Raw genomic sequence first — 23,903 nt, forward strand, 5'->3', positions numbered from 1 at the left:
TAATGTGGGGATAGTTTAATTCAACGAATGCATGGCCTTTGCATAGGTTTAGCATGAGTTCGTGGCATGACGACGCAACCAGCGGTGTCATGAGCGGTTAGGTGCTTGAAGGAGAAAGTCATGGCGAGTGCAGACGGTGTCGAGAAACTCGAGGACGCGATCGTCCGGTCGGCGGAGCAGGTCGCCGGCCAGATCCGCGCCGCGAAGGAAGCGATCTCCACCGTCATCTTCGGCCAGGAGCGGGTGATCGAAAACACCCTGGTGACGATCCTGTCCGGTGGCCACGCGCTCTTGATCGGTGTTCCCGGCCTCGCCAAGACCAAGCTTGTCGAAACCTTGGGCATCACGCTCGGACTGGACGCCAAGCGCATCCAGTTTACGCCGGACCTGATGCCGTCGGACATTCTGGGCGCCGAGGTGCTGGACGAGAGCAATTCCGGCAAGCGGTCATTCCGTTTCATCTCCGGACCGGTATTCGCGCAGCTCCTGATGGCCGACGAGATCAACCGCGCCAGCCCGCGGACGCAATCGGCGCTGCTGCAAGCCATGCAGGAACAGCACATCACGGTTGCAGGCGCGCGGCATGATCTCCCAAAGCCGTTCCACGTGCTCGCCACGCAAAACCCGCTGGAGCAGGAAGGCACCTATCCCCTGCCCGAGGCGCAGCTCGACCGCTTCCTGATGGAGATCGACGTCGATTATCCCGATCGCGACGCCGAACGCCGCATCCTGTTCGAGACGACAGGCGCGGAAGAGACGCTCGCCAAGGCCTCGATGGACGCGGAAACCCTGATCGCGGCGCAGCGGCTGGTGCGGCGCCTGCCGGTCGGCGACAGCGTCGTCGAGGCGATCCTGTCGCTGGTGCGCGCCGCGCGACCCGACCCGGAAGGCGGTAGTGACAAGCTGATCGCCTGGGGGCCAGGCCCGCGCGCCAGCCAGTCGCTGATGCTGGCGGTCCGTGCCCGCGCCTTGCTCGACGGCCGCCTTGCGCCGTCGATCGACGACGTGCTCGATCTCGCCGAGCCCATTCTCAAACACCGCATGGCGCTGACCTTCTCGGCGCGCGCGGAAGGCCGCACCATTCCCGACGTAATCAGACAATTGAAGACGCGGATTGGTTGATGGCCGCAGAGACCAGCCACGAGAACAGGGAGATTGTTGCGATCCGACGTGCCGATGGCGAAAGCCGAACGCTCGCCGCATCGCTGCCCCGTCTCGTGCTCGACGCCCGCCGCATCGCTGCCAACGTCATCCACGGCCTGCACGGCAGGCGCCGCGCCGGCGCCGGCGAGAGCTTTTGGCAATATCGCCGCTTCGTCTCCGGCGAGCCGTCGCAGAACGTCGACTGGCGGCGCTCGGCGCGCGATGATCATCTCTATGTACGCGAGCAGGAATGGGAGGCTGCGCATACGATCTGGCTGTGGCCCGACCGTTCGCCGTCGATGGCATTTGCTTCCAAGGGCGCCCGCGACTCCAAGCTGGAGCGTGGCCTGATCGTGACATTTGCGCTCGCCGAACTCCTGGTTTCGGGCGGAGAGCGCGTCGGCATTCCCGGCCTGATGACCCCGACCGCAAGCCGCAACGTGATCGACAAGATGGCGCAGGCGATGCTGCATGACGATGCGGTGCGCGCGAGCCTGCCGCCCTCCTTCGTGCCGTCGGCGCTGGCCGAAATTGTCGTGCTGTCCGACTTCTGGTCGCCGATGAGCGAAATCAGGACGATGCTTGCAGGGCTTTCGGCCTCCGGCGCCCATGGCACGTTGATCCAGGTCGTCGATCCTGCCGAGGAGACCTTTCCCTATGCCGGCCGGGTCGAATTCGTCGAGCCGGAAGGTTTTGGCGTCATCACTGCCGGCCGCGCCGAGAGCTGGGCCAGCGACTATGTCGCCCGCGTCGCGCTGCACCGCGACGAGATCCGCAGCGAAACCAACAAGCTCGACTGGCTGTTCTCGACCCACACCACCAGCCGGTCCGCCGCCGAACTGCTGCTGTTCCTGCATTCCGGCATGATGGCAGCCAAAGGAAACGTGCGCGGCTCAACGGTCAAGGCGGGGCGCAGCGCATGATGGCGGCCCTCCCCTTAAGCTTTGCGCAACCGCTGCTTCTGCTGGGCCTCTTGAGCCTGCCGGTGCTGTGGTGGCTGTTGCGCGTGATGCCGCCGCGGCCAAGACGGATCGAGTTTCCGCCGACGCGGCTGTTGTTCGACATCAGGCCCCGGGAAGAAACCCCGTCGCGCACGCCATGGTGGCTGACGGCGCTGCGCCTCGCCGCCGCGGCGCTGGTCATCCTTGCCGCCGCCGGCCCGATCTGGAATCCACAGACCGCGGTCGGCGGCAGTAACGCGCCGTTGGTGATCCTGCTCGACGACGGCTGGAGCGCGGCTGCAAGCTGGGACACCCGGATCAAGTCCGCTGACGAACTGATCGCCAATGCCGACAATGACCGCCGCGGCGTGGCGCTGGTTCCGCTCTCCGAACCCGCGCGCGACATCACGCTGATGCCGGCCGGTACCGCGCGCGTCGCGCTGCGCCAGATTGCACCAAAGCCCCATTCGATCGACCGCGTCGAGACGCTCGGCGCGCTCGACCGCTTCCTGAAAGCCACCGGCGACGCCGAGATCGCGTGGCTGTCCGACGGCGTTGATACCGGGCGCGGCGCCGAATTCGTCGAGAATCTCGGCAAGACCATCGGCGAGCGCAAGCTGACGGTGTTCGAGGGCGGCGCGGCACCTGCGCAGGCGTTGGTCGCCGCCGAAAACGCCGCGGCCAAGATGACGGTCAAAGTGCTGCGCACCACCGGCGGCGTCGCAGCCGGCGTGGTTCGCGCGACCGACGCCAAGGGCTCGCCGATCGGCGAGGCGCGCTACGCTTTCGGCATGCAGGACCGCGAAAGCGAAGCGGCGTTCGATCTGCCGGTCGAACTGCGCAATGACATTTCGCGACTGGAAATTTCGGGTGAACGATCGGCCGGCGCGGTGCAATTGCTCGACAAGCGATGGCGGCGGCGCGCCGTCGGCGTCGTCACCGGCGCGACCAGCGATACCGCCCAGCCGCTATTGGCATCGACCTTCTACCTGACCCGCGCCCTGTCGCCATTCGCCGACGTGCGGCTCGGCGACCGCGGCGCGCCGCAACAGGTGATCGCGCAATTCCTCGATCAGCGGCTGCCGATGATCGTGCTCGCCGATGTCGGCACGCTGTCGCCGGAAATCCGCGAGCGGCTGAACGCATGGATCGATCAGGGCGGCGTGCTGGTGCGTTTCGCAGGTCCCCGCCTCGCGCAGGCCGATGACGATCTGGTGCCGGTGAAACTGCGTCGCGGCGGCCGCACCCTCGGCGGCAGCCTGACCTGGGAAAAACCGCAGCATCTCGCGTCCTTCGCCGCCGACGCTCCGTTCGCGGGCCTCGCAGTGCCCAAGGATGTCACCGTGAACCGGCAGGTGCTGGCCGAGCCGGATGCGGTGCTCGCCACCAAGACCTGGGCATCGCTGGAAGACGGCACGCCGCTGGTGACCGGCGAACATCGCGGCAGGGGCATTGTCAGCCTGTTCCATGTCGGCGCCGACTCGCGCTGGTCTGACTTGCCGATGTCCGGCAGCTTCGTCGAGATGCTGCGGCGGCTGGTCGACATGTCCGGCTACACCACGAAGCCCGGTGCTGGCGTTGCGAGCGAGGCGACCAATGTCGAGACGGTGGCGCCACTGCGCACACTCGATGGTTTCGGCGCATTCGGGCCCCCACCCTCGACCGCCAAGCCGATGCCCGCGGATTATCGCGATCGCGCCACATCAGACCATCCGCCAGGCTTCTACGGCCCGGCCGATGGCCCGATCGCGGTCAACACCCTGGCTTCGGCCGATCGCATCGCGCCGCTCGATACATCCTCGTTGCGCGCGCAGCGCGCCAGCTACACCAACGCCGAACCGCGCGATTTGCGCGGCATCCTGCTGTCATCGTCGCTGGTGCTGTTCCTGATCGACGCGGTCGTGGTCGCGATGCTGGGCGCGGGTCTTGCCGCTCTGTGGCGGCGGCGCACGGCGGCTGCCACCGTTCTACTGGCCCTGATCCTGTCTGCGAGCTCGATCGCGCCCTCGCCGACGCGGGCCCAAGGCAACGATGAGTTCGCCATGAAGGCGGTGTCGCAGACGCGCCTTGCCTATGTCGTCACCGGAAATGCCGACGTCGATTCCATCGTCAAGGCGGGCATGGCCGGACTGACGCTATTCCTGGCGCAGCGCACGGCGCTGGAGGCCGGCGATCCCGTCGGCATCGATCCCGCAAAGGACGAACTGGCGTTTTTCCCGCTGATCTACTGGCCGGTGGTACCGGGCGCGCCGAAGCCGCCGCAGGACGCCATCAACCGCATCGACGCCTATATGAAACAGGGCGGCACGGTGCTGTTCGATACCCGCGACGCGGTCGAGGCGCCGCCGGGCGAGAACGGCGCGTCGCAGACGTCGGGCATGCGCACCTTGCGCGAAATTCTCTCCTCCCTGGACGTGCCTGAACTTGAGCCGGTGCCGCGCGAGCATGTGTTGACCAAGACGTTTTATCTGCTGCGCGATTTTCCCGGCCGCTTCACCTCGGGCCAGACCTGGGTCGAGACCCTGCCGCGCGAGGATGAAGACGAGACGGCCTCGCGCCCGGCGCGCGGCGGCGACGGCGTCTCGCCCATCATCATCACCTCGAACGATCTCGCCGGCGCCTGGGCGCATCGCCCGGACGGCCAGCCAATGCTGCCGCTAACGCCGAACGAGCCGCGCCAGCGCGAATTCGCCTTCCGCTCCGGCGTCAACATCGTGATGTACACCCTGACCGGCAACTACAAGGCCGACCAGGTCCACGTGCCGGCCCTGCTCGAACGGTTGGGGCAATAGAACATGCAGTACGGTATCGCGTTCACTCCCCTCGTTCCGGCAATCGTGCTCTGGATCGCGCTGGCCGCGATCGTCGCGATTTCTGCGCTATTGCTGTTCGGCCGTGCGCGCGGCGCCGCGGTGCGCGTCGCGGCGCTGGCGCTGATCCTGCTGGCGCTCGCCAACCCCTCCTTCACCCGCGAGGACCGCGAGCCGTTATCATCCGTCGCTGCCGTCGTGATCGACAAGAGCCCGAGCCAGAATTTCGGCACGCGTAACCAGGAGACCGCGAAGGCGCAGGAGGCGCTGGTCGATACGCTGAAGAAGATTAAGGGACTGGAAGTCCGCGTCGTCGAGGCTGGACAGGCCGACGGCGAAACCGACGGCACAAAGCTGTTCGGCGCGCTGTCCTCGGCGCTATCAGACGTTCCAGTCGACCGCGTCGCCGGAGCTTTCCTGATCACCGATGGCCGGGTGCATGACATTCCTGCCAATGCCGCGGCCGTCGGCTTCCAGGCGCCGGTGCATGCACTCATCACCGGCCGCAAGGACGAGCGCGACCGTCGCATCGCGATTTCGGCCGCGCCACGTTTCGGTATCGTCGGACAGCCGCAGACCATCACATACCGGCTCGACGATCAGGGCGTTACCGGTCAGCGCGCCAAGATCGTGGTGCGCCGCGACGGTGAGGTGATCAATGAGCGCAACCTCTCGAGTGGCCAGACCGCCAATGTCGAGGTCGACATCAAGCATGCCGGCCCGAACATCATCGAGATTGAGGCTTCGCCCCTCGAGAACGAACTGACTCCGGTCAACAACCGCGCTGTGGTCGCAATCGAAGGCGTACGCGACAAGCTCCGCGTGCTGCTGGTATCAGGCGAGCCGCATTCGGGCGAACGCACCTGGCGCAATTTGCTGAAGTCGGACGCCAGCATCGACCTCGTGCATTTCACGATTCTACGCCCGCCGGAGAAACAGGACGGCACGCCGATCAACGAATTGTCGCTGATCGCGTTTCCGACGCGCGAATTGTTCCAGCAGAGGATCAACGAATTCCAACTGATCATCTTCGACCGTTATGCCCGCCAGGGCGTGCTGCCGATTGCTTATTTCGACAACATGGCGCGCTATGTCCGTGCCGGCGGTGCGGTGCTGGTATCGGCCGGCCCCGACTACGCCTCCACCACCAGTATCTGGCGCACGCCGCTGGATACGGTGCTGCCGGCCGAGCCCGTCGGCGTCACCGAAAAGCCGTTTTACGCGCATCTGAGCGACGCCGGTAAGCGTCATCCGGTGACGCGCGGCCTCGAAGGCTCCGCCAGCGAGCCGCCGCGCTGGAGCCGCTTCTTCCGTACCGTCGATACGCGCAACGCGATCGGCTCTCCCGTGATGACCGGCGCCGACGGCAAGCCGTTGCTGCTGCTGTCGCGCTTCGGCGAAGGCCGCGTTGCGCTTCTATTGTCGGACCACATCTGGCTGTGGGCGCGCGGCTACGAGGGCGGCGGCCCGCATCTGGATCTGCTGCGGCGGATGTCGCACTGGCTGATGAAGCAGCCTGATCTCGACGAAGAAGCGCTGCGCCTTCAAACCCAGGGCAAGGACCTTGTGGTGCTGCGCCAGACCATGGCCGACAACGTGCCGCCGGTAACGGTGACCTCGCCGAGCGGCGCCACCAAGGAGCTGACGCTGACGGCAAGCGAGCCCGGCACCTGGCGGGCGACCATTCCTGCCAACGAGCTCGGGCTGTGGCAGGCAACCGACGGCGCGCTGAAAGCGCTGATCAATGTCGGGCCGACCAACCCGAAGGAATTTTCGGAAGTCACCTCGACGACCGAAATGCTGAAGCCGTTGGCGCAGGCCACCGGCGGTGACGCCCGCCGCGTCGCCGATGGCGGAAGCGTCGACCTGCCCCGCGTCGTGCCGGTGCGTGCCTCCGGCATCTTCCACGGCGACGGCTGGATGGGCGTCAAAATGCGTGACGCCAGCGTCGTCAAAGGCGTCGGCGTACTGCCGATGTTCGCCGGGATTGTCGGATTGCTGCTGCTGCTCGGCGCGTTCGCCGCGACCTGGGTGCGCGAGGGACGCTGAGGGCACGCCCGCCTCGCCGATGCGCCCTACGCAGCCTCGTCTGCGCGTCGCCACCTCGGAAATGGATCGGCAAGCCCGGCCCATTCCGCAACGCGCATTCCCGGCTTTCCTGAAACAAGGCACGCATCGAGACGTGCCGTGATCGCCTCCTGATCCATATTCGTGCCGATGAAGACGATCTCCTGCCGGCGATCACCGTACACCTCGCTCCAGTTCTTCCTAAGCGATTGTCGCCAGAACGGATCATCCGGCCACCGATCTACCGGCACATTCGCCCACCAGAAGCCGAGCCCTTCGGTTCGGACGATCGCACCGGCCTGGCTCAATTCGCCAAGCCATTGCGGGCGAGTTGCGATCCAGAAATGTCCCTTGGCGCGGATGACGCCAGGCCAGCTTTCTTTCAGAAACTGGTGAAATTTCGCAGGCTCGAACGGCCGTCGCGCGCGATAGACGAAGTTCTTGACGCCGTATTCTTCGGTCTCGGGCCTATGGTCTGCAAAGCCATAAAGCTCCTTGAACCACAGCGGGTGTTGCTGCGCGCGCTCGAAATCGAAGCGTCCGGTATTGAGAATGCGCTCCAGCGGCGCATTGGAGAAATTGGTCTCGATGATATCGGCCTCCGGATTCAGGGACTGGATAATCATTCGGGCGGAGTCGCGTTCTCCCCGCGACGCCGCATCGATCTTGTTGAGTACGATCACATCGGCAAATTCGATCTGCTCGACCAAGAGATCCACCAGTGTGCGCCTGTCGCTTTCGCCGAGCGACTCACCGCGATCCGCCAGAAACACGGTAGAGGAATAGTTCTTCAGCAGATTGACGGCATCGACGACCGTGACCATCGTGTCGAGGCTTGCCACGTCGGACAGGCTTTCTCCGTCTTCGGACCGGAAATCGAAGGTCGCCGCGACCGGAAGCGGTTCCGAGATGCCGGTGGATTCGATCAGCAGATAGTCGAACCGTTCGCTCTCGGCGAGCGCCCGCACTTCCTTCAACAAATCGTCGCGCAGCGTGCAGCAGATGCAGCCGTTGGTCATCTCGACCAGCTTTTCGTCAGTCCGCGAGAGGTTCGCACCGCCATCGCGGACGAGGTCTGCGTCGATGTTGACTTCGCTCATGTCGTTCACAATCACCGCAACCTTCAGGCCTTGGCGATTGTTGAGCACGTGATTCATCAAAGTTGTCTTTCCAGCCCCGAGGAAGCCGGACAAGACGGTGACGGGGAGTTTTCGCATGGAGATCGAAAAGCCTCTTGAGCTCACGGGGCCCCAACCGGGGAGGAAGACGCATGCAAGGGACACCGCTGGTGGCGAAGGGATGTAATGTTATAACATAACAGTGCAAAGTTGCGAGGTTGTCAATCGGCAAAACAAGCGGGGATGCGCGGGCAAAAGCGCCGATGTTGCGCGAATCTCACACTTGGCGGAATTGTCAGGGCTCCGGAAGCACGGCAGGCCGGTGTCGATTGACACTCCGCGGTCTTCGCGACGTTATAATGTAACATTGGGACGGCGAGATGCGTGAGCCGCCCCGGGGACAAGGCGTCAATCGTCGTGAACTGGTTCCGAAAACACCTCAAGCACGGCTCGCGGCTGGCGCTGTTTGCGCTCACGATCCAGTTTGCGCTGTCGTGCGGGCATTTTCACGCGGCGGCCACGCAGGCCGCACCGGCTCTTCAAAGCGGGCTGATCGACGCAAACCTTGCGATCGCCACGCCCGTTGCCGCACGAGATGTGCACCCCGAAGCCGCGCAGCCGCAGCAGCCTACGGGCCACGATGACGACCAGCACACGGCCAATACCTGCGCGATCTGCGCCGTCCTCTCCCTGGCCAACAATTTCCTGTTCATCACGCCGCCAGTGCTCGAGTTGCCGAGGGCTGTCGAGCTTCTGTACCTGGTCACCGGCGCCGAGTTCGCGCATCTCGGCTCGTCCCATCTCGCGTTCCAGTCTCGCGCACCGCCCGCCTCCTGACGCCGATTAAATCAATGCTCTCCCCAAGGGATGCCGCGTCAGGCGCGGTCCTGAGGGAAATCGGAATCGTCCGTCGCACATCGACGGAATCAGGATCGGGACAATGACATTCAAGAAGAAGCGTGCGTTCCACATCGGTGGGGCTAGTTGGCTATTGCTGTGCGCGGCGGGCAACGGCGCAATGGCGCAGGGCGCGGCATCGCCGACCGCGTCGACACATCTGCCCGAAATTACCGTGACGGCGCCGAGCCCGATCGTGCGGCGCAAACCCGTGCCCGTACGAACGCCGACGCGCGTCGCCCGTCCAGCGCCCGGCCAGAACCGCGAGCGCGCACCAGAACCGCAGCCAGCCCCCGTCGCCGCCGTGCCCCAGCAGGGCGTACTGCCAGTTGTGACCGACCAATTCGCAACCGTCACCGTTGTGCCCAACGAGGAGCTCCGCCGCCAAGGGACCGCCCAGCTTGGCGATCTCCTGTTTTCGAAGCCCGGCATTACCGGCTCAACCTTCGCGCCCGGTGCCTCGAGCCGGCCGATCATCCGGGGCCTCGACGTCAATCGCGTCGGCATCCTCGAGAACGGCACCAACGCTGGTGGCGCCTCCGATCTCGGCGAAGACCATTTCGTGCCGGTCGATCCATTGGCGACAAACCAGGTCGAAGTCATCCGTGGTCCGGCGGCGTTGCGCTACGGATCGACATCGATCGGAGGCGTCGTCAGCGCAACCAACAATCGCATCCCGGACGCCCTGCCTTCATGCGCGGCCACACCGTTCCAGACCTACGGACTGCCGGCGAAAGCGCCGCTCGCAAACGTGGGATCACCTGCCTGCGTCACGGTCGAAACCCGAACGGCTGTCAGTTCCGTCGACCGCGGTGTCGATGGCGGCATCCTGATTGATGCCGGCGGTGGTAATTTCGCTGTTCATGCCGACGCCTATGGCCGCAAGGCCAGCGATTACAGCATTCCGAGCTATCCGTATTTGTTCGACCAGACCCGCCCGGTCAACGGCCGGCAGCCCAATTCGGCGATGCAAGCGGCTGGTGCATCGATTGGCGGCTCCTACATCTTCGATGGCGGATTTATCGGCGCGGCGATCACGCAGAACGACACGCTGTACCGTATCCCCGGAATTGAGCCCTCCGATCACCAGTCCCGGATCGATGCGCGCCAAACCAAATTCACGGCCAAGGGCGAATACCGGCCGGATGGGGCGGCGATCGACGCCATCAGGTTCTGGGCAGGCGCCACCGATTACAAGCACAACGAGATCGCGCTCGCCGATCCCGCCGACTTCTCGTCCCTTGGCGTGCGGCAGACCTTTACCAACAAGGAGCAGGAAGGGCGCGTCGAGGTGCAAATGGCGCCGTTCAACGCGCGCTTTGCCGCTGTTACGACCGCCTTCGGTTTGCAGGCCGGGCATCAGGAACTGACGGGATCAAGCCCAGACGATCCGGGCAGCCCGCTTAACGGGTTGTTTGATCCTAACAAGAATAACAGGGTCGCCGGCTACGTCTTCAACGAGTTGAAGTTCACTGACTCAACCAAGGCGCAGATCGCCGGCCGGATCGAGCATGTCAGTCTCAGCGGAACGACGCCGGCATTCATTCCGGAGCTGTTCGACCTCAATGCCAATCCCGGCGACATAGGCCCGCCTACGGCGCGCAATCTGAGCTTCACGCCGAAGAGCGCGAGCATCGGCTTGATCCAGGATCTTCCAGGTCAACTGGTCGCAAGCATCACCGCTCAATACGTCGAGCGCGCACCCAAGCCGGCGGAATTGTTTTCGCGCGGACCGCACGAAGCAACTGTCACCTTCGACATCGGCAATCCCAATCTGAGCATGGAGACCGCCAAGTCGATCGAGATCGGACTACGACGGGCGACCGGCCCCTTCAGGTTCGAGGCGACGGCTTACTACACCAAGTTCAATGGCTTCATTTACCGCCGCCTGACCGGCAACACCTGCGAGGATGTCGCTTGCGTCGCCCCCGCCGATCCGGCTTTTCCCCTTGAGCTGAACCAGGCGATCTATTCGCAGCGCGACGCCACATTCCGTGGCGGCGAATTCCAGAGCCAGTTGGATGTCGGGCCGCTCTATGGCGGCATCTGGGGCATCGAGAACCAGTTCGATGTCGTCCGCGCAACCTTCGACGACGGCACCAATGTCCCGCGCATCCCGCCCGTGCGCGTGGGCGGCGGCCTGTTCTGGCGCGATGCCAATTGGCTCACGCGGATCAACCTGCTGCACGCCTTCGCCCAGAACGATATCGCCCCGGTCGGAGAGACGCCGACCGCGGGTTATAATCTGTTGAAGGCGGAGGTCAGCTACAGGACGAAGCTTGATTCTTCCTGGTTCGGCGCACGCGAGATGATGGTCGGCCTCGTCGGCAACAACCTGTTGAACGAGAACATCCGCAATTCGGCGTCCTTCAACAAGGACGAGGTCCTGCTGCCGGGCATCGGTGTGCGGGCATTCGCGAACTTGAAGTTCTAGCCGGACGGCATGGTCCATGGGGTGGCGTTAGCTGGTGCTACCAGCTAACGTCCCTGTGGGACGACGGTGGATACCGCGCACATCCGCCGTCAGATATCCCTTGCCCCATGGAAGCGGATGCACAACCGGTAGATGACTGCGCCTATCAATATTCCCGTTTACAGCGACGCGCTCGTTCTGCTCGGCACCGCGGGTGTGGTCATTCCATTGGTGCGGCGGTTCGGCCTCAATCCGGTTCTCGGCTATCTAGGCGCCGGCGCGATCCTGGGCCCTCTCGGATTGGGATCGTTCATCGAGAGTTTTCCGCTTCTCTACTGGTTCACCGTTGTTGACCCCAAAAACGTCTCGGGCATTGCGAACCTTGGCGTCGTGTTCCTACTCTTCCTCATCGGCATGGAGCTGTCCTACGATCGATTGAAGGCAATGCGCCGCCTGATATTTGGGTTAGGCAGCTTGCAGATCGTACTCTCCACCGTGGCGATCGGCGCGGTCGTCGCCCTTGTCGGCAACAAGGCTCCGGTAGCGCTCATTCTCGGCGCCTGCCTTGCCTTATCCTCGACAGCCATTGTCGTCGAAATCCTTTCCAGGCAACGGCGACTCAGCACAAGCGCAGGCCGGGCAAGCTTCGCGACGCTGCTCGCGCAAGACCTGGCAGTCGCCCCTCTCCTGCTTTTTATTTCCATTTTTGGCGCGAGCGAATCCGGTTCGGTCGCTGCGACGCTCGTTCTCGCACTCACCAACGCTGCCGTCGCGCTCGCAGTGATCGTCATCGTCGGCCGCGTCGTAATGCGACCGCTGTTCCGTCTGGTGGCATCAGTGGGCATGAGCGACCTGTTCGTCGCGACGACGCTGTTCGTGATCGTCGCCACGGGAGTGGCTGCTGCCGTGGCCGGCTTTTCCATGGCGCTCGGCGCCTTTGTCGCCGGACTGCTGCTTGCCGAGACGGAATTTCGCAAGGCGATCGAGACCGCCATCGATCCATTCAAGGGCCTGCTGCTTGGCCTGTTCTTCTTCACGGTCGGCATGAATATCGATTTCCGCGAGCTTGCGCGCGAACCGGTCTGGCTGATCACGGGTGCGGCCGGACTGATCGCCGTGAAGTCCGTCATCCTTATCTTCCTGGCGCGGATGTTTCGCCTCTCATGGCCGGCTTCTATCGAAGTCGGTCTGCTGCTAGGTCCCGGCGGCGAGTTCGCTTTCGTCGGGATCGGAATGGCGACGACGCTTGGTCTGATCGATGCCAGCGTATCGAGCTTCACGGTCGCACTGACCTCGCTGACCATGATGCTCACCCCTGCGCTATCTCATGTCGCGCGGCGACTGGGGCCGATGATGCGCGAAGACAAGCCGACTGACCCTGAACTCGCCGTTGCGCCAAGCGGCGGAAGCGGCCATGCCATTGTCGTCGGACACGGCCGCGTGGGACAGGTCGTCTGCACGATGCTGGACCGGCACCAGTTCAAGTACATTGCGGTCGACAATGATGCCGCGGCCGTCCCCGAGCAGCGAAGGCAGGGACGTACCGTCTTTTACGGTGACGCAACCAACCCGGAGTTTCTGAAGAGCTGCGGCCTGATGGAAGCTGCCGCCGTCATCGTGACCATCAACGAGCCTGAAGGCATCGACGAAATTGTCACGCAAGTCCGCGCGCTGAGGAAAGACATGCTGGTGGTTTCGCGGGCCCGCGACGCCGACCACGCGCGGCATCTCTACCAGATCGGCGTTACCGACGCGGTGCCGGAGACCATCGAGGCAAGCTTGCTGTTATCGGAAGCTGCCCTGATCGGACTCGGGGTGGCGATGGGTCATGTCGTCGCCAGCATCCACGAGAAGCGCGAGGAGTTCCGGCACGAATTGCAGAAAGCCGCCGGCAGCGCAGGATCTGCGTCGGTTGAGACGACCGGTGCCAAAAGGCGTCGATTCTTCTGACGGATCGCGACGGCAGACCTACCGCGCCATGCTCCAGTCCGGACGGATATTGCCGGACACGCCGTCGAACGCGCCCTCGACCAGTTCCGCCACCAACAGTCGGCTGTAATCGACCGGTCCCGGCATGGTCACCCTTCCCTTCGGTATGACCTTGAAGCCGACGCGGCTGTAATAGGCTTCGTCGCCGACCAGAATGACCAAGCGATGGCCCTTGGCCTTCGCATCCCGCAGCGAACGATCGAGCAGCATGCGGCCGACGCCGCGGCTGCGAAACGGCGGCTCGACCGTCAGCGGCCCGAGCATCAGGGCCGGCGTGTCGCCGATGCAGATCGGCAACTGGCGCACCGAGCCGACCAGCAACGTGCCGATCCGCGCCGTGAACGAGAGGTCCAGCAGGTGATCGACATGCTCGCGCAGGCGATAGGCACTCAGCACGAAACGGCCAGGACCGAACGTGCGCTCGTGCAGCCGTTCGATCGCCTGGGCGTCCTTCGGTGTTTCGGCCAGGATAGTGACGTCAAGTTCGCTCATGATGGGGCGCGGGATAGCATCTGGCGACGGCGCGGTCTATCGCTGGGAGCGGTAATCCCGGTATTGCCTCAATCCCTGCTGATAGCAGGCTGGGACAAATAGGACAAAAGCTTCATTTCGCGGCGGCCGCGCGTCACCGTATCCAGCACCAGCCCCGAGCTTACCGACAGCACCGCCACGATCATCAGGCCCATCGACAGCACCGCCGTCGGTAACCGTGGAACGATGCCTTCCTCGAGATAGGTGATGATCACGGGGATCGCGAGGCCGATCGAGACCAGCGTCAGGAAGACGCCGATCACCGTGAAAAACCGCAGCGGCTTCTCCGACCGGTACAACTTCAGGATAGTGCCGAGGATCCGGAAACCGTCGCGCCAGGTGTTGAGCTTACTGAACGATCCCTCGGGCCGGGCATAATACGGCGTCTCGACTTCCGCCACCGGCAGCGCCAGTTCGAGCGCGTGAACGCTGAGCTCGGTTTCGATCTCAAAACCATCCGACAGCACCGGAAAGGATTTGACGAAGCGACGCGAGAACACGCGGTAGCCGGAAAGGATGTCCTTGAACGCCTGGCCGAACACCGAAGAAAGGAAGCTCGTCAGCATCCAGTTGCCGGTGCGATGGCCGGGCCGGTAGGCCGCGGCCGACTGATCGACGCGAAGTCCCACCACCATGTCGAGGTGGTCCCTGACCAGCGTATCGATCATGCGCGGCGCGCTCGGCGCATCATAGGTCGCGTCGCCGTCGACCAGCACATAGACGTCGGCGTCGATGTCGGCGAACATGCGCCGCACCACGTGCCCCTTACCCTGGCGGCGCTCGCTGCGCACGATGGCACCGGCAGCACGCGCGACCTCGATGGTGCGGTCCCTCGAATTGTTGTCGTAGACGAAAATCTGAGCCGTCGGCAGCGCCTTGCGGAAATCCGAGACCACGGTGGCGACCGCGGCTTCCTCATTGAAGCACGGCACCAGAACCGCAATCCGCAGCGCCGGTCCCGTCATCGCACGCTCACCGAATCAAGTCTGTCCATAGCGCGTTATATCGCAATCAGGCGTTGGCCGGTTGGTGAAAGGCCGCGCTGTCGGCGGCCCGTTCGCCGCGCAGGTCGAGCGTTGCGAACAGCAGAGTCCAGAGCGAGAGCATGTCGATGGGAATGATATAATATGGCGTAAATATCGGATGGGTCATGAAGAAAATCAGATTCACGGCGAGGTTTGCCGCGATCAGAACGGCTATCCGCCCGGCTCTTGCGCGATTAAAGCGCCATAGCAGGCCGGTCCAGACGGCCGCAATCCCCAGCAGGATAAACTGAACGTCGACGAAATATCGCCAGAGAATGCCCGGGTTTAGCTCCGGCGGAACGACGTCGACGCCGCTATAGGTTGTCGAGAGCGGATTTCCCGCATTGATCGTGTTGGCGATCAGCGTCGGCGCCATTCCAATCAAAAGCGCGACACCGAACACGACGCCCTGCAGGAACATTTCCCTGCTTCTAGTCCACAGGAATGCGCCGCCAAGATAAAGACAGTAGCCGGCCGCCAGAAACAGGTTCGGCAGGCGGACGTTGACGGAGATACCTATTAGCAGGCCAATCAATGCGAGCAGAAAAAACCGCTGCCGAGGCCCGTCGGTGAAGAGCTTCGCAGTCAGAAATCCCGCGAGCGCGCAAATCATCATGGTCGGCGCCACCGAATAACTTGCCTTCGTCGGATTGATCATCAGATAGATGGCGGCATCACCGAACGCGGCGACCAGCATAAGTTGATAAAACGTGGACGCATAGGTCAGCGCGATCAGCGAAAAGCCGACGGCGACGACCGACGTCAATATGTAGAGCGGGACGACCTGAAATCCGGTGGGAAACAGCGACAGGATGAAGCCGGTCCCGGGCGGATATTGCAGCACATATTTGCCCGCATTGGCGATCCAAGTGTGGCAGGGAATTCGCTTTGGATCATTCCAGTCCGGAAAGCCGACCTCCTTCAGCTTGCCGGCAAGATAATGATCGTCATCGAGGACAATGTTGGTGTCGATGCCACGAAGTCCGAATCTCTCGAACAGATGCGCCTGCCGCAGGTAGCAAATATCGTCGTAGACTCCACGCGCTTCGACCCAAGTGGATATCGACCAGATGTTGCTGACCAGCACGACGAGGAAGCCGACGACGCAGAAGACTTTCAGGAATTTCATCTTTGTCCCGTCGGCGGCGTTCGATGGTGCTCTGAAGGGGTTAGTAGCACGAGCTCTCCCTAGCGCCAGGTCGCAGTCCGCGCGGCACCGTCGAGCACCTCGGCGATCCGGAGCCGCGTGCCCCTGGTCGTCTCCGCCGGCAGCGCCCCTGCCGCATAGAACCCGCACTCGACAATCTCGTGGTTGGGCTCCGGCAAGCGGTCCTGCCGGAACTGCCTGACGACATAGACTGCGACATGGTCGCGGCGGGAAACGTGGCCGTTGAAGAACAGGCCGTGCAGGACCGGCTCTCCGGTCAATTCGATTCCCCCCTCTTCCAACAGCTCCCTTCGCAAGGCTTCGAGAAAGGTTTCGCCGATCTCGACGCCGCCGCCTGGCAGGTGCCAGCCCGCGACATAGCTGTGCCTGACCAGAAACACCTTGTCGTCGCCATCGAGCACGACGCCGCGAACCCCCAGCGTCATGCCGCGGGCCATCCGCCAATAGAGGTGAAAGGCCTGCCGCAATTGCGGCTCCAGACGTTTTCGCAAGTGCTGCAGCGCCGTCACGCAAACCTCGGATGGACAGCTATCACGTTTGATCCTTATATCGCCGACATGATGGCGCGACGGCTCTATATTACAGAGAATGCGGCGGAGCGCGAATGACCGACACCTTCACGCTGGCGCATCTGTCGGACCCCCATCTGCCGCCGCTGCCCGCGGCGCGGCTGCGCGATCTCGCGGGGAAACGTGCGCTCGGGTATTTCAATTGGACCCGCAACCGCCATAAATATCACCGCCGCGAGGTGCTGGACGCACTGGTTGCCGACATGCAGGCGCAGCGGCCGGACCACATCGCGGTGACCGGCGATCTCGTCAACCTGGCGCTGGAGGCGGAATTCACTCCGGCCCAGGCCTGGCTCGAAAGCGTCGGGACGCCGCAGCAGGTCACGGTTGTTCCCGGCAATCACGACGCCTATGTGTGGGCGACGCGGCATCATTTCACCGGCGCTTTCGAGCAATATCTGCGTGGCGATGCCGCGGCGGACGGAGCGTGGTTTCCGTTCGTGCGCCGGCGCGGTCCGCTGGTGCTGATCGGGGTATCCTCGGCGGTGCCGACGCTGCCATTGATGGCAACCGGCCGGCTCGGCCGCGCGCAGCTCGATGCGCTCGACCGCCAGCTTGCCCAGTTGCCGCCGGACGAGGCGTTCCGGGTGCTGCTGGTCCATCACCCCCTGGAATCGACTTCGCGGATGAAGCGGCTGACCGACTCGAAGGCGCTGCGCGCCGTGCTGAAGCGGCGCGGCGCGGAACTGGTCCTACATGGTCATGACCACATCCATTCGACGATGTGGCTTGAAGGCGCCGGCCACCAGATCCCCGCGGTCGGCGTGCCCTCGGCATCGGCGCTGGCGCACCGGCATTATCCGGCCGCGGCCTACAATTTGTTTTCGATCACGCGCGACGGCGGCAAATGGCGCTGCGTGCAGACCGTGCGCGCCGTCGATGCCGACTTCCGTGTCAAGCAGATCAAGCAGGCGACGCTGCTTTAGCGTTTCCTCACGCCTGCAACCGGGCGAATTTCTCAATCCCCGCCGCCGCAGCCACCGCCCCCGTCGCCACCACCGCCGCCATCACCACTTGCGTCGCTGCCGGCGTCGCCAAATCCGTCCGTACCACCATCGATCGAGCCATCGGCGAAATCGCCACCGCAATACGCAGCGCCGCTGCCGTTCTTGCGCAGCTCTTCGCAGTCGGGGTGGTAGACGAAGCCGTTGGCGACGTTGAGCTTGCTGTCGAGCGCAAACAAGAGCGGCAGGCGCGTCGGACGAACCGGATCGATATTCTCGTATTTGCAGCAATACCACCAGACGCGGCGGAGGCCTTCGTTGCTCTTGCGGTGCTCGCTGAGAACGACGGCAGGCGTGTGGTGGAGGAAGCCACCGAAGGCGCGCCGGCAGAACGCCTCGTACTCGCGCGTGTACAGGATGAATTCGTGCCAGAGATCGTCGGCGACTTGCGAGGGCATCGAGACGTAGCGCTTGCCGCTCATCAGATAGGCGAGGAAAAACTGCCGCAAGCCCCGCGATACCAGCGCGCTGTCCTTGCGCTGAAAACCGGGATGATGCTTCTCGAGCCGTTCGAGCAGCCCGCGCGGCCAGCGAAAGGTGCGGATGAATTCGGCGCGGCGCAGCGTGCGCCATTTGCCGTACAGATAGGAAGTTCCGAACAGCGCTGCGGCAAGCAGCGCGATCAGCGGTATGGATGACGCCACAATGCCCCCGAATGCCCGAACCGCCGGCTCTGGCTACATATTGCTCAAGCTCGCATACAGCGCTAATCCGAACAGCGCCACCGCGCCCAGTACGAAGCCGAACACGAACATGCCCAAGCCGCGGCGGCGCGGTTTCTTTTCCACAACAGGCTCGGCCACGGGCATTGCCACCATCGCATGCTCGCGCTCGATCATGCGGCGCGCGACATAGCCGGTCACGGCGTCGACGATGACCGGCACATCATGCGACTCGGCGAGCACGATGCGGCCGAAGCGCGTATCCTGAACGAATCGGTACATGCGCTTGTCGCGTCCCATCACGATATGCGCCACCACGTCGATCCACAGCCGCGGCGTTTCGCCCTGGCTGACACCGCGATCAAACAGATCGACCTGCTCGGGTACCTCTGCGAACAGCGGATCGAGCGCCTCGTTCAGGATCTCGAGCCGGGCGACCTCGGCATCGCGCAGTTCGACCACGACGCCGGTCCGATCCGCGGCCTCGATCCGCGCCTGGCGGAGCGCATCGCGCAGCCGGGTCGGTCGCATGTCGCGGGCTTCGTTACCGGTATTTTGCGCGTTTGACATCGGTAGCCGCCTTTATCCTGCAGGGGTTAGCCTGGGCTTAACCTAGCAGTAACCATGCCTTGCGCAATGGTTGTTTGTTTTCAATGAGTTATGCTTCCAGCTTTATCCCCCGTGGCGCCCCCCCGATGCTTTGCATTGCGTTTTTCTCAAGGACGGCGGCCGCAGGCCGCCTAGGCCCGCCCCCGCAAGCGGGAGAGGGTGAAGAAAGGCTATCCTGAAAACCGCAAACGGCCCCACCCGGGATTCCGGATGGGGCCGCCTGTCCTTGGACGTTTCTTCTGATTGATCGGCAGCAGCCGGTCAGGCCGAGACGCGCGAGGGCTCCTCGACGATCGAGAAGCGTACCCCGGCTTTATGGCGGCTCTCTTCCGAGACCTCCTTCCAGCATTCTTCGGCTTCCTTGCGGGTCTTGAACGGGCCTCTGACCTGGGCCGAGCCTTCGACGAGCTTGTGGAAGTTCATCGAACCGAACTCGCCGCCGATCACCCAGAAATTGCTGCCTTTGGTCATTGTCGTCTCCTGTTATCCGAGTAGCGCGACCAGTCTGGCATCCGACCAGACGCCAGACTGATCAATTCCACCGTTAGCCGAACTGGTTCATCGTGTTGTGGACGCCGCCCGCCTTCAGAGCGGCTTCACCGGCGAAATATTCCTTGTGATCGTCGCCGATATCGGAGCCGGCCATGTTCTGATGCTTGACGCAGGCGATACCCTGGCGGATCTCCTGGCGCTGAACATTCTTCACATAGCCCAGCATGCCCTGCTCGCCGAAATACTCCTTCGCGAGATTATCAGTCGACAGAGCTGCCGTGTGATAGGTCGGCAACGTGATCAGATGGTGGAAGATGCCAGCACGCTTTGCCGAATCGGCCTGGAAGGTGCGGATGCGCTCGTCGGCTTCCATGGCCAGCGGCGTGTCGTCGTATTCCGGCTTCATCAGATCGGCTCGATTGTACTTGCTGACATCCTTGCCGGCTTCCTTCATCGCGTCGTACACCTGCCAACGGAAGTGGAGCGTCCAGTTGAACGATGGCGAGTTGTTGTAGGCCAGCTTCGCGTTCGGAACCACCTCGCGAATGCGGTCAACCATCTTGGCGATCTGCTCGATATGCGGCTTCTCGGTCTCGATCCACAGCAGGTCGGCACCGTTCTGCAGCGAGGTGATGCAGTCGAGCACGCAGCGATCTTCGCCAGTGCCGGCACGGAACTGATAGAGGTTGCTGGCAAGCCGCTTGGGACGCATCATCTTGCCGTTGCGGTGGATGATGACATCGCCATTCTTGGCGTTGGCGGCTGTCACTTCCTCGCAATCCAGGAAGCTGTTGTACTGATCGCCGATGTCGCCGGGCTTGTGGCTCACAGCGATTTGCTGCGTGAGACCGGCACCCAACGAGTCGGTGCGGGTCACGATAATGCCGTCTTCGACGCCCAGTTCGAGGAAGGCATGGCGGCAGGCCCGGATCTTAGCCAGGAACACCTCGTGCGGCACAGTCACCTTGCCGTCCTGGTGGCCGCACTGCTTTTCGTCGGAGACCTGATTTTCAATCTGCAGAGCGCACGCACCTGCTTCAATCATCTTCTTTGCGAGCAGATAGGTCGCCTCCGCATTACCGAAGCCGGCGTCGATGTCGGCGATGACGGGCACGACATGCGTCTGGAAGTTGTCGATCTTTTCGATCAATGCCTTTTCCTTCGCCTGGTCGCCTGCCTTGCGGGCGGCGTCGAGGGCGCGGAAGATATCGTTGAGCTCACGGGAGTCCGCCTGACGGAGGAAGGTGTAGAGCTCTTCGATCAGCGCCGGCACCGAGGTCTTCTCGTGCATCGACTGATCAGGAAGCGGCCCGAACTCGGAGCGAAGCGCGGCGATCATCCAGCCGGAGAGATACAGATAGCGGCGATCGGTCGTACCGAAATGCTTCTTGACCGAAATCAGCTTCTGCTGCGCGATGAAGCCGTGCCAGCAACCGAGCGACTGGGTGTACTTGGTGGGATCGGCGTCATAGGCAGCCATATCGCTGCGGATCAGCGCCGCGGTGTACCGGGCGATGTCCAGGCCGGTCTTGAAGCGGTTCTGCAGACGCATGCGCGCCACGGCTTCGGCGGTGACGCCGTTCCAGGTCGGCTTGGTCTTGAGGAGCGCCTCGGCAGCTTCAATCTCGCTCAGATAGGAAGCCGGTCCCTCGATAGTCCGGTCGCTGATCCCACGTGGCTGGTAGTTCATCTGCGTGATCCTTTCGGTGACGACAGATCTGCAGCGTTATGTGCCACTTCTCCATCGACATTCTTGACAGTGCATTGCGAAACGTACCGAGAGCTAAACACTTTAATTCCAATTTCGCATAGTCTGCTTGATCTTGAATGGTGATGTCATGTAACATCTCCACTTGTCACAAATGTAACTTTGTAAATTTTGTCACAAATACTGGTCAGGAGCCTGCCATGGCCACCGTTTCCGGAAAGAAGCTCTTCGTCGGCCCCCGCTTCCGGCGGATCCGCCAGCAGCTTGGGCTGTCGCAGACCCAGATCGCGGAAGGGCTCGGGATTTCGCCGAGCTACATCAACCTGATTGAGCGGAACCAGCGCCCGGTGACGGCGCAGATCCTGTTGCGGCTGGCCGAGACCTATGACCTCGATTTGCGCGATCTCGCCACCGCCGACGAGGACCGCTTCTTTGCCGAACTGAACGAGATTTTTTCCGATCCGCTGTTCCGCCAGATCGACCTGCCGAAGCAGGAACTGCGGGACCTCGCCGAGCTCTGCCCGGGCGTCACGCACTCCCTGCAGCGCCTCTACGCCGCCTATACCGAGGCGCGCCGCGGCGAGACGCTGGTCGCCGCCCAAATGGCCGACCGCGACGAGGGCGCCCGCTTCGAGGCCAACCCGATCGAGCGCGTGCGCGATCTGATCGAAGCCAACCGCAATTATTTTCCGGAGCTGGAACAGGCTGCGGAAAATTTGCGCGACGAACTCCACGCCTCCGCCGAAGAATTGTTTGCTGCGCTCGCGGCGCGCTTGCGCGAAAAGCATTCGATCGTCACCCGCATCATGCCTGTTGACGTGATGCGCGAGACGCTGCGGCGGTTCGACCGCCATCGCCGGCAGCTTTTGATTTCCGAACTGGTCGACAGCTCGGGCCGGACCTTCCAGCTCGCGCTGCAGATTGGCCTCGCCGAATGCAGCGCGTCCATCGACGCCATCGTCAACCGCGCCGGCCCGCTCGACGACACGCCGCGGCGGCTCTACCGGATTACACTGGCGAATTACTTCGCCGCCGCCGTCATGATGCCCTATCAGCCATTCCACAGCGCGGCGGAAAATTTGAACTACGACGTGCATGTGCTGGCGCAGCGCTTCAATGCCGGCTTCGAGCAGGTCTGCCACCGCCTCACGACGCTGCAGCGGCCGAACGCGCGCGGCGTGCCGTTCTTCCTGCTCCGCGTCGACAATGCCGGCAACGTCTCCAAGCGGTTTTCCTCCGGCACGTTTCCGTTCTCGAAATTCGGCGGCACCTGCCCGCTCTGGAACGTGCATTCGACCTTCGACACGCCGGACCGCCTGCTCAAACAGGTGATCGAGCTGCCCGACGGCACGCGCTATTTTTCGATCGCACAGATGGTGCGCCGCCCGGTCGCTCCGCATCCGCAGCCACAGCCGCGCTTTGCGATTGGTCTGGGCTGCGAAATCCGCCATGCGTCGAAGCTCGTCTATGCCGCCGGGATGGATTTGGAGAAGGCGGAGGGAACGCCGATCGGCGTCAACTGCCGACTCTGCGAACGCGAAAACTGCAGCCAGCGCGCCGAGCCGCCGATCACGCGGACGCTGATTCTGGACGAGAACACGCGCCGGGTGTCGTCGTTCGCGTTTTCGAATGCACGGGAGTTGTGAGGGCGTAGTCGTTCTACAACCATTCGTCATGCCCCGCGAAGGCGGGGCATCCAGTACGCCGCGGCCTTATCGTTTCATTCACTGGTGTCTCTGGAATACTGGATCGCCCGCCTTCGGGCGATGACGAGTGAGCGCATTCCTGCGGCGCATCGCGCGCCCAGGCTTTGCTGAATTCTCCGCCCCGAAAATCAGAGCAACTGTGTCGAAGTGGACCGTTGATCGGCCGGCCTCAAGGCTGGCGCGGCGCGCGCCACCGCCTGCGGCGGCTGACGGCCTTGACCCCGTCCGCTCGCCGGTCTGTTGGCTGGGCATGCGCTCGGTCGGGGACCGAGCGGTCAGGCGCTCGCTGAGTTGAGCGCGTAGCGGCTGGGATCCCACTTCTGTCGTCGTGCGACCATCGTGTTGAGAATGACGATCAGCTTGCGCATGCAGGCAATGATCGCAACCTTCGGCTTCTTTCCGTTGGCAATCAGGCGGCCATAGTGGGCCTTGAGCACCGGATTGTTCAGCGTGGCTGCACCGACACAGGCCATATAAAGGGCATTGCGAACCCAGCGGCGGCCACCCTTGATGTGGCGCTCGCCGCGCCGGTTTCCGCTATCATCGTCGTAAGGGGCGGCGCCGATCAAGGCCACGGCAATCTCGTCGCTCACCTGTCCGAGTTCCGGCATTCCTGCAACGAGGTTTGCGGAGGTCGTTTCGGCCAAGCCCGGCACGCTCTCGATGATCTCGGCACGCTCAGCAAGGTGTGGCGTGGCCTTGATCTGGGCTGAGATTGCAGCCTCGAGCTTGGCGATCTCGCAGACCAGATTCTTCAAGAGGCGCTCGCGTGCCTTCTGAACAAGTCTTGGCGCAGCATGCTCGTTCTGGCTTTGCAAACGTGCTTTGAGATCAACCAGGCTGATGCGCGCCTTCGCGAGCGCCAGCAACTTCTCGTGCGCGGCATCGTGCGTCTGGCCCGGCGCCTCGCTGAATATCTCGGCAAACCAGGCGATCATCTCCGCATCGATCGCATCGTTCTTGGCCAGGCGTCCGGCCGACTGCGCGAAGCTGCGGACCCGTTTGGGGTCGACAATCCGCACCTCGATGCCGGACTCGCGCAGTACCTTGG

Annotated in this window: 19 protein-coding genes; 9 read left to right on the forward strand and 10 right to left on the reverse strand. The window is 63.2% G+C overall.

The genetic code is table 11. From position 1 onward, the window contains the following. Positions 1-120: 120 nt before the first annotated feature. Genes IVA95_RS02245 through IVA95_RS02260 form a run of 4 tightly spaced genes read left to right on the forward strand, consistent with a single transcriptional unit; the run spans position 121 to position 6,943 of the window. The gene (locus IVA95_RS02245; RefSeq protein ID WP_213252185.1) at positions 121-1,122 is read left to right on the forward strand and encodes a MoxR family ATPase; all 1,002 of its coding nucleotides are present in this window, start codon (positions 121-123) and stop codon (positions 1,120-1,122) included. Further along, on the forward strand, positions 1,122-2,066 hold the full coding sequence (locus IVA95_RS02250; RefSeq protein ID WP_213252184.1) for a DUF58 domain-containing protein: 945 nt from the start codon (positions 1,122-1,124) through the stop codon (positions 2,064-2,066). The genes IVA95_RS02245 and IVA95_RS02250 overlap by 1 nt, the downstream gene beginning before the upstream one ends. Further along, the gene (locus tag IVA95_RS02255; protein WP_213252285.1) at positions 2,066-4,876 is read left to right on the forward strand and encodes a DUF4159 domain-containing protein; all 2,811 of its coding nucleotides are present in this window, start codon (positions 2,066-2,068) and stop codon (positions 4,874-4,876) included. Before IVA95_RS02250 ends, IVA95_RS02255 begins: the two co-directional genes overlap by 1 nt. Before the next feature lie 3 nt (positions 4,877-4,879). After that, positions 4,880-6,943: a hypothetical protein gene (locus tag IVA95_RS02260; RefSeq protein ID WP_247509013.1), complete on the forward strand. Its 2,064-nt coding sequence runs from the start codon at positions 4,880-4,882 to the stop codon at positions 6,941-6,943. Between the two features lie 26 nt (positions 6,944-6,969). On the opposite strand, the gene zigA is transcribed toward IVA95_RS02260, so the two are convergent. Beyond that, entirely contained in the window at positions 6,970-8,178 is a 1,209-nt protein-coding gene (zigA, locus tag IVA95_RS02265; RefSeq protein WP_247509014.1) for a zinc metallochaperone GTPase ZigA, read from the reverse strand. 285 nt (positions 8,179-8,463) lie between these two features. Between zigA and IVA95_RS02270 the strand changes: the two genes are divergently transcribed. The 3 genes from IVA95_RS02270 to IVA95_RS02280 all read left to right on the forward strand — a co-directional run bounded on the left by IVA95_RS02270 (position 8,464) and on the right by IVA95_RS02280 (position 13,339). Continuing rightward, the gene (locus IVA95_RS02270) at positions 8,464-8,916 is read left to right on the forward strand and encodes a DUF2946 family protein (RefSeq protein ID WP_247509015.1); all 453 of its coding nucleotides are present in this window, start codon (positions 8,464-8,466) and stop codon (positions 8,914-8,916) included. 103 nt (positions 8,917-9,019) lie between these two features. Beyond that, positions 9,020-11,410, forward strand: a complete 2,391-nt coding sequence (locus tag IVA95_RS02275) for a TonB-dependent receptor (protein WP_247509016.1) — start codon at positions 9,020-9,022, stop codon at positions 11,408-11,410. 132 nt (positions 11,411-11,542) lie between these two features. Then, positions 11,543-13,339: a cation:proton antiporter gene (locus tag IVA95_RS02280; RefSeq protein ID WP_247509017.1), complete on the forward strand. Its 1,797-nt coding sequence runs from the start codon at positions 11,543-11,545 to the stop codon at positions 13,337-13,339. An 18-nt stretch (positions 13,340-13,357) separates the two neighbouring features. Here IVA95_RS02280 and IVA95_RS02285 read toward each other — a convergent pair whose 3' ends face one another. The 4 genes from IVA95_RS02285 to IVA95_RS02300 form a co-directional block, all read right to left on the reverse strand. Then, entirely contained in the window at positions 13,358-13,870 is a 513-nt protein-coding gene (locus IVA95_RS02285; RefSeq protein WP_247509018.1) for an N-acetyltransferase, read from the reverse strand. Positions 13,871-13,938: 68 nt separating this feature from the next. Further along, complete coding sequence (locus IVA95_RS02290; RefSeq protein WP_247509019.1) at positions 13,939-14,874, reverse strand: glycosyltransferase family 2 protein; 936 nt, start codon at positions 14,872-14,874, stop codon at positions 13,939-13,941. A gap of 46 nt (positions 14,875-14,920) precedes the next feature. Next, positions 14,921-16,063, reverse strand: coding sequence for a hypothetical protein (locus tag IVA95_RS02295; protein ID WP_247509020.1), 1,143 nt, complete (start codon positions 16,061-16,063; stop codon positions 14,921-14,923). A gap of 59 nt (positions 16,064-16,122) precedes the next feature. Then, the gene (locus IVA95_RS02300) at positions 16,123-16,611 is read right to left on the reverse strand and encodes an NUDIX domain-containing protein (RefSeq protein ID WP_247509021.1); all 489 of its coding nucleotides are present in this window, start codon (positions 16,609-16,611) and stop codon (positions 16,123-16,125) included. A gap of 95 nt (positions 16,612-16,706) precedes the next feature. On the opposite strand from IVA95_RS02300, the gene IVA95_RS02305 reads away from it, so the two are divergent. Then, positions 16,707-17,597 carry a metallophosphoesterase gene (locus IVA95_RS02305; RefSeq protein WP_247509022.1) on the forward strand — a complete coding sequence of 297 codons (891 nt, stop codon included), beginning with the start codon at positions 16,707-16,709 and terminating at the stop codon, positions 17,595-17,597. Positions 17,598-17,629: 32 nt separating this feature from the next. Here the strand turns inward: IVA95_RS02305 and IVA95_RS02310 are convergent, their stop codons facing one another. From IVA95_RS02310 to IVA95_RS02325, 4 genes are all read right to left on the reverse strand, one after another. Continuing rightward, positions 17,630-18,319: a hypothetical protein gene (locus tag IVA95_RS02310; protein WP_247509023.1), complete on the reverse strand. Its 690-nt coding sequence runs from the start codon at positions 18,317-18,319 to the stop codon at positions 17,630-17,632. Between the two features lie 33 nt (positions 18,320-18,352). Further along, the gene (locus tag IVA95_RS02315; RefSeq protein WP_247509024.1) at positions 18,353-18,907 is read right to left on the reverse strand and encodes a hypothetical protein; all 555 of its coding nucleotides are present in this window, start codon (positions 18,905-18,907) and stop codon (positions 18,353-18,355) included. A gap of 300 nt (positions 18,908-19,207) precedes the next feature. After that, entirely contained in the window at positions 19,208-19,417 is a 210-nt protein-coding gene (locus IVA95_RS02320; protein ID WP_028347002.1) for a hypothetical protein, read from the reverse strand. A 73-nt stretch (positions 19,418-19,490) separates the two neighbouring features. Beyond that, complete coding sequence (locus tag IVA95_RS02325; RefSeq protein ID WP_247509025.1) at positions 19,491-21,128, reverse strand: isocitrate lyase; 1,638 nt, start codon at positions 21,126-21,128, stop codon at positions 19,491-19,493. A 218-nt stretch (positions 21,129-21,346) separates the two neighbouring features. Between IVA95_RS02325 and IVA95_RS02330 the strand changes: the two genes are divergently transcribed. Next, positions 21,347-22,792, forward strand: a complete 1,446-nt coding sequence (locus tag IVA95_RS02330) for an XRE family transcriptional regulator (RefSeq protein ID WP_247509026.1) — start codon at positions 21,347-21,349, stop codon at positions 22,790-22,792. Between the two features lie 335 nt (positions 22,793-23,127). On the opposite strand, the gene IVA95_RS02335 is transcribed toward IVA95_RS02330, so the two are convergent. After that, a partial coding sequence (locus tag IVA95_RS02335) for a transposase (protein WP_247509027.1) occupies positions 23,128-23,903 on the reverse strand: 776 nt, incomplete at its 5' end.

Origin of the sequence: Bradyrhizobium sp. 157 (genome assembly GCF_023073815.1) — a bacterium.
Lineage (GTDB): Bacteria > Pseudomonadota > Alphaproteobacteria > Rhizobiales > Xanthobacteraceae > Bradyrhizobium.